At 57.9% G+C, this 12,931-nt stretch carries 9 protein-coding genes; 5 read left to right on the top strand and 4 right to left on the bottom strand.

Annotated features, from left to right (window positions below):
- Positions 1-5: 5 nt before the first annotated feature.
- The 4 genes from MDHKLMBL_RS15570 to MDHKLMBL_RS15555 all read left to right on the top strand — a co-directional run bounded on the left by MDHKLMBL_RS15570 (position 6) and on the right by MDHKLMBL_RS15555 (position 4,989).
- A complete protein-coding gene (locus MDHKLMBL_RS15570) occupies positions 6-224 on the top strand; it encodes a DUF2835 domain-containing protein (protein ID WP_092031786.1) in 219 nt (72 codons plus the stop codon).
- Between the two features lie 365 nt (positions 225-589).
- Positions 590-2,761: a catalase/peroxidase HPI gene (katG, locus tag MDHKLMBL_RS15565; RefSeq protein ID WP_008172001.1), complete on the top strand. Its 2,172-nt coding sequence runs from the start codon at positions 590-592 to the stop codon at positions 2,759-2,761.
- A gap of 137 nt (positions 2,762-2,898) precedes the next feature.
- Complete coding sequence (locus MDHKLMBL_RS15560) at positions 2,899-3,870, top strand: tRNA dihydrouridine synthase (protein ID WP_104271387.1); 972 nt, start codon at positions 2,899-2,901, stop codon at positions 3,868-3,870.
- A 126-nt stretch (positions 3,871-3,996) separates the two neighbouring features.
- Positions 3,997-4,989 (top strand): MBL fold metallo-hydrolase, encoded by a 993-nt coding sequence (locus tag MDHKLMBL_RS15555; protein WP_241956258.1) that lies wholly within the window; start codon positions 3,997-3,999, stop codon positions 4,987-4,989.
- Between the two features lie 30 nt (positions 4,990-5,019).
- Here the strand turns inward: MDHKLMBL_RS15555 and MDHKLMBL_RS15550 are convergent, their stop codons facing one another.
- Complete coding sequence (locus tag MDHKLMBL_RS15550) at positions 5,020-6,033, bottom strand: class I fructose-bisphosphate aldolase (RefSeq protein ID WP_008171996.1); 1,014 nt, start codon at positions 6,031-6,033, stop codon at positions 5,020-5,022.
- A gap of 162 nt (positions 6,034-6,195) precedes the next feature.
- Between MDHKLMBL_RS15550 and MDHKLMBL_RS15545 the strand changes: the two genes are divergently transcribed.
- On the top strand, positions 6,196-8,274 hold the full coding sequence (locus MDHKLMBL_RS15545; protein WP_104271385.1) for a DUF8754 domain-containing protein: 2,079 nt from the start codon (positions 6,196-6,198) through the stop codon (positions 8,272-8,274).
- Here MDHKLMBL_RS15545 and MDHKLMBL_RS15540 read toward each other — a convergent pair.
- The 3 genes from MDHKLMBL_RS15540 to MDHKLMBL_RS15530 form a co-directional block, all read right to left on the bottom strand.
- A complete protein-coding gene (locus tag MDHKLMBL_RS15540; protein ID WP_104271383.1) occupies positions 8,244-9,803 on the bottom strand; it encodes a glutamate synthase-related protein in 1,560 nt (519 codons plus the stop codon). The genes MDHKLMBL_RS15545 and MDHKLMBL_RS15540 overlap by 31 nt on opposite strands.
- Positions 9,804-9,942: 139 nt before the next feature.
- A complete protein-coding gene (locus MDHKLMBL_RS15535) occupies positions 9,943-12,135 on the bottom strand; it encodes an OsmC domain/YcaO domain-containing protein (protein WP_104271381.1) in 2,193 nt (730 codons plus the stop codon).
- Positions 12,136-12,228: 93 nt separating this feature from the next.
- The gene (locus MDHKLMBL_RS15530; RefSeq protein ID WP_008171988.1) at positions 12,229-12,924 is read right to left on the bottom strand and encodes an aspartate/glutamate racemase family protein; all 696 of its coding nucleotides are present in this window, start codon (positions 12,922-12,924) and stop codon (positions 12,229-12,231) included.
- Between the last annotated feature and the right edge of the window lie 7 nt (positions 12,925-12,931).

Below are 12,931 nucleotides of genomic sequence, written 5' to 3'. Positions count from 1 at the left end.
CGCCAATGCAGCAGATTATTGTGGATATCAGCATCAGCCCTGATGAGTGGATCAAGCTCTATCAGGGCGTTGCCACAGATGTTCACACCACGGCCCGGGACGGACGCTCTGTCCGATTCCCGGCCCGTATCCTCTCCCGTTTTTATCTTCGCGATGGCATTCGCGGCAGTTTCCGCATCGTCTTTGACGAAGCCGGCAAGTTTTCATCCATTGAGCGGCTCTGACCGACCAGAGCTTCATCCATAAATAAAAACTCTCACAAATTTATTTTTAATTAATTGTATTACGCCATCGGTCCCGCGCTACGGTGGAGCTGTTCTCGTTAGGCAGGAGCAGATCCATGTCCAATGTAATGTCACTCAGTCGTTCAATCGCATGGCCGGACTTTTTAGACATTCTGGCGAGATATTCAAGTGATTACGCTTGTGCCCAGTAAGGCAGAGAACCCGCAAACATTGCGGGAAATCCTATAGGCGCACGCTATCCGGGACATAAGAAATACTCAGAGCAGATTATTGGGTGTGTCCTATAGTTAGAAGTGCCTGAATCAAAGCAGTGTCGTTTTGCCAACCCCAATGAGGAGAGAAAAATGACAGACAACAACAGTGCGGGCGGAAAGTGTCCCGTAATGCACGGTTCAAACACTCAGGAAAAAGCCGACGTAGCTGGCTGGTGGCCTGAGAACCTCAATCTCGACATCCTTCATCAGCACGACCGCAAAACCAATCCTCTCGGTGAAGACTTCGACTACCGGGAAGAAGTGAAAAAGCTTGATCACGAAGCCCTCGAAAAAGACATGCACGAGCTGATGACCAACAGTCAGGAATGGTGGCCTGCCGATTGGGGGCATTACGGCGGCCTGATGATTCGACTGGCGTGGCACGCCGCTGGAACCTATCGCCTGGCCGACGGTCGTGGTGGTGCCGGCACCGGTAACCAGCGGTTCGCTCCGCTGAACTCCTGGCCCGACAACGGCAACCTCGACAAGGCACGCCGCCTTCTGTGGCCGCTTAAGAAAAAATACGGCAACAAGGTGAGCTGGGCCGACCTGTTTATCCTGGCCGGTAATGTTGCCTATGAGTCGTTTGGCCTGAAGACCTTCGGTTTCTCTTATGGCCGCGAGGACATCTGGCATCCGGAAAAAGACATCTACTGGGGCGCGGAAAAAGAGTGGCTGGCGCCGTCTGACAGCCGTTATGAAGACGTCGACAAGCCCGACACCATGGAGAACCCGCTCGCTGCAGTGCAAATGGGCCTGATTTATGTGAATCCTGAGGGCGTGAACGGTGTGCCGGATCCGCAGAAGACCGCGGAGCAGGTGAGAACGACCTTTGCCCGCATGGCGATGAACGATGAAGAAACCGCAGCGCTGACCGCTGGCGGCCATACGGTGGGCAAGGCTCACGGTAATGGCGACGCCGATGCCCTCGGCCCGGAGCCGGAAGGGGCTGACGTTGAAACCCAGGGCTTTGGCTGGATGAACCCGAACCTCGACGGCAAGGCGACCAACGCGGTTACCTCTGGCATCGAAGGTGCCTGGACCTCGAATCCGACCAAGTTCGACATGGGCTACTTTGATCTGCTGTTTGGCTACGAGTGGCAGCTGACCAAGAGCCCGGCTGGTGCAAACCAGTGGGAGCCGATCGACATCAAAGAAGAGCACATGCCGGTTGATCCGACTGATCCGTCCGTCCGTCGCAAGCCGATGATGACCGATGCCGACATGGCAATGAAAGTCGATCCGAAGTACCGCGCAATCTGCGAGAAGTTCATGGCAGATCCCGAGTACTTCAAAGACTGCTTCGCCCGTGCCTGGTTCAAGCTGACCCACCGCGACATGGGGCCCAAGTCCCGCTATATCGGACCGGGTGTGCCTGATGAAGATCTGATCTGGCAGGATCCTGTTCCCCAGGGCGAGACCAATTACATTGAGGAAGTGGTCAAGCAGAAGATTGCCGGGGCCGGATTGAGCCTGAACGAGCTGATCTGCACCGCGTGGGACAGTGCCCGTACTTTCCGCGGCTCAGACATGCGTGGTGGTGCAAACGGTGCGCGGATTCGCCTGGCGCCCCAGAAGGACTGGGAGGGTAACGAGCCCGATCGTCTGGATAAGGTGCTGAAGGTTTACGAGCAGATTTCGGCTGACACTGGCGCCAGCGTTGCTGACGTTATCGTGCTTGGCGGTAACCTTGGCATCGAGATGGCAGCCAAAGCAGCCGGCCACGAGGTTCACGTACCCTTCTTGAAGGGACGTGGTGACGCTACCGACGAGATGACGGATGCCGAATCCTTCGATCCGATGGAGCCGCTGGCGGATGGCTTCCGCAACTGGCAGAAGAAGGACTACGTGGTCAAGCCGGAAGAAATGCTTCTGGATCGTGCCCAACTGATGGGACTGACAGCGCCTGAAATGACCGTCCTGCTGGGTGGCATGCGGGTGCTCGGTACCAACTACGGCGGCACCAAGCACGGCGTATTCACCGATCGCGTTGGCCAGTTGACCAATGATTTCTTCGTCAATCTGACTGATATGTCGAATCGTTGGGAGCCGACTGGCAAGAACTCGTACAACATCGTGGATCGCAACAGTGGCAATACCAAGTTCACTGCGACCCGTGTTGATCTCGTGTTCGGTTCCAACTCGATCCTGCGTGCCTACGCAGAAGTGTATGCCCAGGACGACAACGAAGAGAAGTTCGTGAAAGACTTCGTTGCAGCCTGGAGCAAGGTCATGAACGCCGACCGGTTCGACGTCGAATAAGACCTGTAAGCAAGCGATTGGACACCCCGGTTTCGGGGTGTCCGTCTATCAACTTCCCGCCAAATTCCTTACAATCCGCTCCGTGTGATTTTTGATCAGTCTCACCCCGAACAGACCCTGTAATTGCTGGAGCACTCATGCGCATCATTCTCGCCCCAATGGAAGGGCTGGTTGACGCACCCATCCGTGAAACCCTTACCGGGGTAGGCGGCATCGACCGTTGCGTAACGGAATTCGTTCGTGTCACCCATGGCATGCTGCCACCGAGAGTGTTCTACAAATACGCCCCCGAATTGTACAACCGGTCGCTCACTCAAGTGGGCACCCCCGTTGCCGTTCAGCTGCTGGGTTCAGACCCTCACCAGATGGCGCGCCACGGCGTGCGTGCGGCTGAACTCGGCGCCACCCAGGTGGATATCAACTTTGGTTGCCCGGCCAAAACGGTCAACAAGCACAAGGGTGGCTGTGTGTTGATGCGCGAGCCGGAGCTTATGCATGAGATCGTGGCTGATGTGCGTCAGGCTGTGCCAGCGCATGTGCCGGTCACAGCCAAAATGCGGCTGGGGTATGACGACCGATCCATGGGTGTGGCTTGTGCCCAGGCATTGGAAGCGGCAGGCGCGGCAGAGATTGTCATTCATGCCCGCAGCAAAGTAGACGGGTATAAGCCGCCGGCCTATTGGGAGGAAATCGCCCGGGCCCGGGAAGCTGTCAAAACCCACATAATTGCCAATGGCGAAATCTGGAGTGTCGCGGACTACTGGCGTTGCCGTGAGGTGTCCGGCTGCGATGACGTGATGATTGGGCGTGGCTTGATCGCCCGACCAGACCTCGCCCGGCAGATCAAGGCCAGCCAGCAGGGCGAAACGGTGCCGGATATGACCTGGCCGGAAGCTGTCGCCCTGGTTCGTGAGTACGCTACGGTTCTGCAGGGATGGCTTGAGGACCGCTATGTGACCGGTCGAATCAAACAATGGCTTAACTTTCTCCGCCAGGGTTTCGCCGAGGCAGAGGCGCTCTGGCCCGAGGCCCGCAAAATCCGTCAGGTGGCGCCCATGCTGGCATGCCTGGAACAGCGGGTTATCCTGACGGACTCCCGCGCTGCCTGATCCTTATTCAAGCGCACCCATTCAATCCCCACGCGTTGAACTTCCCGCCGCCTAAACTGGTATCAACGGGATTGTCGTTCGTATCAATACCGGTACCAATAAAAAACGAGTGGGAGGACGAACAACATGTTCAGAGCAGGTTTGCGCAACACGATGGCCTTTGCCGGAGTGTCTGTCTGTATGCTATTCGGCGCCGCTATGCCGGCTGCCGCCGACGACCACGTGGTGAAAGTCACACCCCTGGGTAGCCACGATGGAGAGTTCTGTGGCCGGGACCGGGCGCTGGTCTTTGAAGATCCTAATGGCACCCGAATTCTCTATGACGCCGGCAGAACGGTCGCCGGTCCGGATGATCCCCGACTGGGCAAAATTGATGTTGTTCTGGTTTCCCACATGCATGGGGACCATGTGGGTGATCAGCGTATCAGCAAGACCAATCAGGGCACGTGCGGATCTCCGGACACCGGCGTTTCAACATTGCCACAATCCAATACTGTTGATATTGCGGTAAAACACGGTTCAAAAATTGTTACGGGTAGCGAAATGCCCGCCTTCTTTGCTGCCAAGCTGAAAGATGCCGGCGGTGATCCTGCAAACTCGCTGTTGGTTCGGTTCGGTGGCGAGCGTGAGGTTGGCGGCGTGGCAATTACGACCGTGCCGGCTGTGCACAGCAATGGCGTATCGCCTTCGTTCCTCACCGGGCCACTGGCAGAGTATCTGGCTGCCGCGGGTGTTGGCGCCAGTGTCGGACCACCCACGGGCTACGTGCTCAGGTTCTCCAACGGCCTGGTGGTCTACCTGTCCGGTGACACTGGCATTACTGCCGAGCAAAGGCTGGTCGTGAAGGATCACTACGGTGCGGGGCTTGTGGTGATGAACATCGGTGATACGTTCACCACCGGACCGAAACAGGCCGCCTACGTAATGAATGACCTCGTGCAACCGAAGGCGGTTATCGCCTCCCACGCCAACGAACCTGCGACCTCCGGTGGCATGGTGCAGGAAGGAACGCGCACGGCTCTGTTCCGGGATTCAGTGACAGTGCCGGTTCATGTGCCCCTCAGTGGCAGCACCATGGCGTTCAATGGCATGGCGAGCTGCGTCTCCGGCTGCAACTAAGGGAACTCGGGCACGCAGGGCTGTTGCCGGTCAGTCTTCCATCTCCGGTCGGTAATGGCCCGCGCGAGCGGCACCGTTCAGGCGGGCCCGCTTCAGCATTGCTGCCTGAGCCTCCGGACCATTGTCCAGATTGCCGGCCCAGGCCTTCTGTGCCGGTTCCTGCAAAGCCCGTCCGTAAGAGAAGCTCAACTCCCAGGGCTGCGCGCCCATGCTGTTCATGGCGTTCAGATTGAGAGTGGCTTCTTCCGGTGTCTGGCCGCCCGAGAGGAAGAAAATGCCGGGTACCGCAGCCGGTACCGCCCTGCGAAAAACATCGAGAGTCGCTGTCGCCACGGCTTCCGGGGATGCCTTCGGGCTTTCCTTGCCCGGCGTCACCATGCTGGGTTTGAGGATCATGTATTCCAGTGCCACCTTGTGTCGGTAAAGGGCGTGGAACACCTCCCGAATCACCGCCTCGCTGACTTCCGCGCAGCGCTCGATGGAATGGTTGCCATCAATCAGTACTTCCGGCTCAACGATCGGCACGATACCCAGCGACTGGCAGATCGCCGCATAGCGGGCGAGAACCTCGGCATTCGCCTCGATCGCCTGCCGTGAGGGCAGGGTGTCCGATATATGGAACACATCCCGCCACTTGGCGAACCGGGCCCCCTGGTTTTTGTAGATTTCCAGGCGGTCCTCCAGACCATCCAGGCCAAAGGTGATTTCATCACCGGGGGCATTCACAAGAGGGCCTTTGCCCTTGTCTACCTTGATGCCCGGCACAATTCCTTTGCTGGCCAGCAGCTTTGGCATGGGAACATTATCCAGGCTCTGCTGGCCGAGAGTCTCTTCAAACAGAATGACCCCGCTGATGAATTCTCCGAGCCCGGAAGCCGAGAAAATAAGGCTTCGGTACTCCCGGCGCATATCTTCGCTCGACTCCACGCCAACGGCCTTGAAACGCTTGGCAATGGTCGGGTGGCTTTCATCCGCGGCGAGAATTCCCTTGCCGGGCTGAACCAGTTCCCGGACGGTAGAGTTGAGTTCTTCCTGAATGGTCATGGTGAGCTCCTGGTTGATCCTTGAAAGTCTGATGGTCGTTCGGCCCGCCACTCTATTGTAGACGTTGAATAGCGGTCTGGAATTTGATCTGCGCTAAGGCAGAAACCGATCTCCTGAATTAGGCTGTAAATGATAACAACAGGAAAACGGGAAGACCTGAATATGAAAACCGTTGTCAGTGTCAGCCAGGGATCTGGTGAGTACGATTATGATATCGAGACGTCGTTTCTTGGGCAGCCTTTCCGGATTATCCGGATCGGTACGGACGGCGATCTTTCCCGGGCCGAGGCGGTTCTGGAGTCCGTGCATCCGCAGGCAGATGCCATCGGTCTGAGCATGGTACACGATCATTACGAGGTGGGCCGGGAGCAGCTTGAACACCCGGATACTGCCCGCCTTGAGGCCTGTGTGCCGGATAAGCCGGTAACCACCGGTGCCGGGTTGCGGGCTATCCTGCAGGAATGGGCTGTGCGTCATACCCAGTCTGAGCTCGGGCATTTCTTCGACAATGCCCGGGTGCTCTTCTTGAATGGGCAGGCCGGTTACCGGATTGCCAGGGCCCTTTCCGAACATACCGAGAATCTCTTCTTTGCCGATCCTTACACGGATTTCGGAGTGCCCAGGCTGCTGACTTCCCTGAAACAGCTGGAAACCTATACCTCGCTTACTGCACCCATCATGTTCAGGCCTGCGGCGGTGAAAGCGGTTGAAACCATTCTCCGAACACCGCTGTATCGCTTGGGTGAGAACCTGGTGAAAGGTTCGCTCCATCACGCGGTCTCCGAGGCTCATGTCATCGTGGCTTCGATAGGCGACCTGGAGAACTTCACGGCGAAAGAGCTGGATGGAAAAACCGTGATTACCTCGCGGGTAACGGACGCGGCCATGGACTGGATGCGTTCGCGCAAGGTTGCCATGGTAGTGGATTACAGTCCCTGGTTGGAGGGCCGCCCCGTTGGCGTGAATGTGATGGAGGCGATGATCAGTGCGGCGCTTTCCAGGACGCCGGACCAGTTGGGCCCCGATGACTATCTGGATGTTATTCAGAGCCTGGAGATTGAGCCGCGAATCCTTTACCCGAACGGTTATCGCCGGGTTAACCGGTTTGCGTTTGTCATTCATCCCCTGTCGCAGCAATACCTCACCAAAACACCGCCCCTGGACTGGGTTGCCAATGTCTCACCGCCTGTGGTGATGAACCTGGTGGAAAAGGCCATCGCGTATTCGCCACCGTTCATCTACTCCAAGGTATCCGGAATCCGGTCACCCAATGGCGATGAGGTGGAGGGCTGGCTCATTACCGTTGGTGGCACTCCTCGGGAAATCATGGCCCACGGGCCGGAATTTACCTACGCCCGGTTGCTGCAGGCGGCCAAACTGGCCAAGAAACTCGGCGCCCAGATCATGGGCCTGGGTGCGTTTACCAAGGTCGTGGGTGATGCCGGTATAACGGTGGCCAAGCGGGCGCCGCTGCCGATCACGACCGGCAACAGCTACAGCGCATCGGGTGCCCTGTGGGCGGCCCATGACGCCATGAAGAAAATAGGGCGGGTGAGTATTGGCCCCAGTGGCAAAGCGGCCGGCAAGGCTATGGTGGTGGGCGCTACGGGTGCTATCGGGTCGGTCTGCGCCAGATTGCTGGCCAAGGCTGTGGACGAGATTTATCTGGCGGCACCGGAGCCGGCCAAACTGCTGGCTCTCAAGGAAAGCATCGAACAGGAAACGCCGGGTGCCATCGTACATGTTGCCGGCTCTGCCGAACGCGATCTGGCCGACATGGACATGATCGTGACCGCCACCTCCGGGGCCGGCAAACGTATCCTGGATATCATGAAAGTGAAGCCGGGCTGCGTCATAACCGACGTTGCCCGCCCACTGGATATCCCGGCGGAGGATGTCGCCAAGCGGCCGGATGTGCTGGTGATCGAATCTGGCGAGATTCAGCTACCGGGTGAAGTGCATATGAAAGACATCGGGCTTCCGAAAGGCATCGCCTATGCCTGCCTGGCGGAAACCATCGTGCTTGCTCTGGAAGCGCGTTTCGAGAACTTCACTCTCGGGCGGAATATCGAGTGGGAAAAAGTGCGGGAGATTTACAAGCTGGGGCTGAAGCATGGCATGAAGCTGGCCGCCATTTCCGGGGTGAACGGTGTGTTCACCGAGGAGGACTTCGAACGGGTTCGAGTCCTGGCGGCCAGCCAAGAAGCACCTCAGGCAGAAGGATCAAGCACACCGGCGTAGCGAACGCCGCTGAGCAGGGCCATCTCCCGATGCCAGGTGGACAGGTCATCTATGTTCAGTTTGCTCAGGCTGTCGTGGCCACAGGCTCGTGCCATCACCTGCATCAGTGAGACAGAGGCCTCAAGGAAGTTCTGCAGCTGTTTGGCAGACTGGTCGACGTTCAACCGTTGGCGCAGGTCCTTGTTCTGGGTCGCAATGCCTGCCGGGCAATTGTTGGTGTTACAGATACGGGCTGCAACACAGCCGATGGACTGCATGGCACTGTTGGCAACGGCAATACCGTCAGCGCCCAGCGCCATGGCCTTCACAAAATCGATAGGGACCCGCAGGCCACCGGTAACGATCAATGTGACCCGTCCGCTTGCACCGCGGTCATCCAGATAGCGCCGCGCACGCGCCAGGGCAGGAATGGTGGGCACACTGATGTGATCACGGAAGATCTCGGGTGCAGCACCGGTGCCGCCGCCACGGCCGTCGAGAATGATGTAGTCGGCGCCGGCATCCAGGGCGAATTGCACATCCCGCTCGATGTGATTGGCGCTCAGCTTGAAGCCCACGGGAATACCTCCGGTGACTTCCCGAACATGGCTGGCGAAGCGCTGGAAATCCTCAACTGAGCGCAAATCGTCGAAAGTGGGTGGGGAGTTGGCCGGTTCGCCCTCAGGAATATTGCGCACCTCTGAGATCTTGCCGGTGTTCTTGTTGCCCGGCAAATGGCCACCGGTGCCGGTCTTGGCGCCCTGGCCACCCTTGAAGTGAAACGCCTGCACTTTCTTGAGCAATTCTTCCTTGTAACCGAACTTGGCGCTGGCCAGCTCGTAGAAGTATCGGGAATTTTCCTGTTGCTCCTCGGGCAGCATGCCGCCCTCGCCAGAGCAGATGCCGGTGCCGGCTAGCTCGGCGCCACGAGCGAGGGCAATCTTGGCCTCCTCCGACAACGCGCCGAAGCTCATGTCGGAAACGAATAGCGGCATGCTCAGTGTCAGTGGCTTGCGGGCTTCAGGCCCGATTACCAGTTCGGTCGAGACGTCGGCGTCGTCTGCCAGCGGCTTACTGGCCATCTGCGCCACCATCAGTTGGAGGTCGTCCCAGTGGGGCAGGGTGTGGCGGGGCACGCCCATGGCAGTTGTCGGACCATGGTGGCCCATACTGCTCAGCCCCTCACGGGCCAACTGATGAATAAATTCAACGGTGGGTTCTTCTTTGGTGGATTTGGCCTTCGGCGCATCACCGGATTCCTCGTCGCCATCATCGCCTGACTCCGGCGCCTCCTTGCCAACCTGGTCATCGCTGAACTGCTGGTGAGTGTCGTCACAATAAGGCGCGCTTCCGGTCTGTTTACACTGGCACAGAACCGCCTCTTCGTCTTTTTCGGCCTTGAAGACCTTGGGCTTGAACCCCGTATCTCCGTGGGAACCGTCGCAGAACGGCTGGTTGTTGGAACGGCCACAAACGCAGAAGGCGTATTCCTCGCCTTTTTTCAGGCTGACTTTCTTGGGCTTGTTATCAGCGATCACCGGATTGCTCATTGCAAGGCTCCTTGTTTGGCGTATGCCACAAATGTACAAGGGTGTACGGGCATTAAACGCAAATAGGCTACTTGTAATGATCAAGTGTGGATCAGGACTGACCGCGCCGCCAATGCGGCGCGGCTCGCTCGGCGTCCGATTACTGCTGCAGGCCCGCCCTGGCTGCACGCGCCGCGTGCAGCTTCCGGTAGCTCTCGATCAACCGCTGATGCTTCTCCAGCCCATCCAGTTGCATGTTCGTGGCTTCCAGGCCGTGGAAACGAACGCTGCCATCCACTGAGCCAACAACAGCTTCCATGGTTTCCTCGCCGAACATGCGGGTGAAGTTGGTGATGTAGTCGTCCAGCTCCATTTCGTCGTCAAGGGTGACTTCGAGAACCGCATACATGGCTCGGTAGAACAGACCGCGCTCAACGGTGTTGTCGTTGAACTGAAGGAACATGTCGACGAATTCCAGGGCTTCTTCATGCCACTGCAGGGCAAGGCAGATCAGGATCTTCAACTCAAGGATCGTGAGTTGGCCCCAGATGGTGTTTTCATCGAACTCCACGCCGATCAGGGTGATGATCGTCATGTAGTTGTCCAGCTGGCTGGCTTCCAGGCGTTCCACCAGATCGGCCAGTTGCTCATCGTCCAGGCGGTGCAGGTTGAGGATGTCTTCCCGATAGTCCAAAGCCATGTTGGTGTTGTCCATGATCAGGTCTTCCACCGGATACACCTCGGAATAGCCTGGAACCAGGATTCGGCAGACCGGCGCGCCCAGTTCCTCGTAAACGGCGACATACACTTGCTTGCCCAGTTCCTCGAGGATACCGAACAGACACTCGGCTTCCTCGGCGTTGGTGCCGGAAAAATCCCATTCAACGAAATCATAATCGGACCTGGCGCTGAAAAACCGCCAGGAAACAACGCCGGTAGAGTCGATGAAGTGCTCCACAAAGTTGTTTGGCTCGGTCACTGCCAGGCTGTTGAAGGTGGGCGCCGGCACATCATTGAGGCCCTCGAAGCTGCGGCCCTGCAGGAGTTCGGTCAGGCTTCGCTCAAGGGCCACTTCAAAGCTCGGGTGAGCGCCGAAAGAGGCGAACACGCCGCCCGTTCGCGGGTTCATCAGGGTAACGCACATTACCGGGAACTGGCCGCCGAGGGAGGCGTCCTTTACCAGAGTCGGGAAACCCTGGGCTTCCAGGGCTTCAATGCCTTCCAGGATGTCCGGGTATTTTTCCAGTACCTCCCGGGGCACGTCCGGAAGGGCAATTTCCTCTTCGATAATCTGCTTCTTTACCGCCCGTTCGAAAATCTCCGACAGACACTGAACCTGTGCTTCGTTCAGGGTATTGCCCGCACTCATGCCGTTGCTGAGAAACAGGTTCTCAATCAGGTTGGAGGGGAAATACACCACCTCGCCATCCGATTTTCGCACGTAGGGCAGGGAGACAATGCCCCGGTCGGCTCTGCCGGAGTTGGTATCAATCAGATTGGAGCCGCCAAGCTCGCCGTCCGGGTTGTAGATGGCGAGGCAGTGGTCATCCAGAATACCTTCCGGCAGCTCGTCGTTGGGGCCCGGCTTGAACCACTTTTCGTTCGGGTAGTGGACGAAGTCGCTGTTGGCGATGTCCTCACCAAAGAACTGATCGTTGTAGAAAAAGTTGCAGCTGAGCCGCTCGATAAATTCGCCCAGGGCAGAGCACAGGGCGCTTTCCTTGGTAGCTCCCTTGCCATTGGTGAAGCACATGGGTGAGGCAGCATCGCGAATGTGCAGGGACCACACGTGCGGCACAATGTTCCGCCAGGAGGCAATCTCGATCTTCATGCCCAAGTCTTCAAGGATGCCAGTCATGTTGGCGATGGTCTGCTCCAGGGGCAGGTCCTTGCCTTCGATAAAGGTCTGGGTGCCGCCTTCCGGCTGGGTCATCAGCAGTGCCTGGGCGTCCGCGTCCAGGTTCTCGACGGTTTCAATCTCGAAGGTCGGGCCGGTCTGGACCACTTTTTTCACGGTGCAGCGGTCGATCGAGCGCAGGATGCCCTGGCGGTCTTTCTCCGAAATGTCCTCGGGCAGCTCCACGGAAATCTTGAAGATCTGGTTGTAGCGATTCTCCGGGTCCACGATGTTGTTCTGGGACAGGCGGATGTTCTCGGTGGGAATGTCCCGCGCGAGACAGTAAACCCGAACAAAGTAGGCCGCACACAGGGCAGAGGACGCCAGGAAGTAATCGAACGGGCTGGGCGCCGAGCCGTCGCCCTTGTAGCGAATCGGCTGGTCCGTTACGACCGTGAAATCGTCAAACTTGGCTTCAAGTCTGAGGTTCTCGAGAAAGTTGACGTTGATTTCCATTGCAGAGAGTCCTGGATCGGAGAATTTGGCGCGCCATGGTTTTTAATGGCGGCCATTATCCAGTTTTTGCAGGCGTTCGTCTTGGTCGGTCTTCTACGGATGATGTAACGCCAGCTCGACGGCCTGAGCTGCGTGAATCTCCGTGGTGTCGTAGAGGGGAACCCCGGTATCCGCCTGCTTGATCAGCAAGCCGATCTCGGTGCAGCCCAGGATCACCGCCTGCGCGCCGCGCTCGGAAAGCGAGCTGACAATATCGAGGTAGATGTCGCGCGAGTCCGGCTTGATCTCTCCCAGGCAAAGCTCCTCGTAGATAACACGATGCACCTCGTCCCGCTGGATTTCATCCGGCGTGAGAACGTCGATACCGGCGGCCTCCAGTCGGTCCCTGTAGAACGCCTGTTCCATGGTAAATCGCGTGCCCAGCAGGCCTACCCGGTTGATTCCATCATTCTTCAGCACCTGAGCTGTGGCATCTGCTATGTGTAGCAACGGGATCTCGATCGCCTGTTCAATTTCAGGAGCAACCTTGTGCATAGTGTTGGTGCCGATCACCAGGAAATCCGCGCCGGCCCTCTGCAATGACAAGGCGGCGTCGGAAAGAATGTCGGCAGTAGCGGGCCAATCACCTTTGTGTTGAAGCGCTTCGATCTCGGCGAAATCCACGCTGAAGAGCACCAGCTTCGCCGAATGCAGCCCGCCCAGTCGGCCTTTGACCCCCTCGTTGAGGAGTCGGTAGTAGGTTTGGGTGGATTCCCAGCTCATGCCGCCGAGAAGGCCAATCGTTTTCATGGGTAAT

Source organism: Marinobacter flavimaris (assembly GCF_002933295.1).
GTDB classification, from domain to species: Bacteria; Pseudomonadota; Gammaproteobacteria; order Pseudomonadales; family Oleiphilaceae; genus Marinobacter; species Marinobacter flavimaris.
Note: the sequence above shows the minus strand (reverse complement) of the source record. Positions and strands in the feature narration are given on the sequence as shown.

Bases quoted from the DNA above. Each gene is read 5' to 3' on its own strand.
- MDHKLMBL_RS15570 (WP_092031786.1), top strand. From the start codon at position 6: ATGCAGCAGATTATTGTGGATATCAGCATCAGCCCTGATGAGTGGATC.
- katG (WP_008172001.1), top strand. From the start codon at position 590: ATGACAGACAACAACAGTGCGGGCGGAAAGTGTCCCGTAATGCACGGT.
- MDHKLMBL_RS15560 (WP_104271387.1), top strand. From the start codon at position 2,899: ATGCGCATCATTCTCGCCCCAATGGAAGGGCTGGTTGACGCACCCATC.
- MDHKLMBL_RS15555 (WP_241956258.1), top strand. From the start codon at position 3,997: ATGTTCAGAGCAGGTTTGCGCAACACGATGGCCTTTGCCGGAGTGTCT.
- MDHKLMBL_RS15550 (WP_008171996.1), bottom strand. From the start codon at position 6,033: ATGACCATTCAGGAAGAACTCAACTCTACCGTCCGGGAACTGGTTCAG.
- MDHKLMBL_RS15545 (WP_104271385.1), top strand. From the start codon at position 6,196: ATGAAAACCGTTGTCAGTGTCAGCCAGGGATCTGGTGAGTACGATTAT.
- MDHKLMBL_RS15540 (WP_104271383.1), bottom strand. From the start codon at position 9,803: ATGAGCAATCCGGTGATCGCTGATAACAAGCCCAAGAAAGTCAGCCTG.
- MDHKLMBL_RS15535 (WP_104271381.1), bottom strand. From the start codon at position 12,135: ATGGAAATCAACGTCAACTTTCTCGAGAACCTCAGACTTGAAGCCAAG.
- MDHKLMBL_RS15530 (WP_008171988.1), bottom strand. From the start codon at position 12,924: ATGAAAACGATTGGCCTTCTCGGCGGCATGAGCTGGGAATCCACCCAA.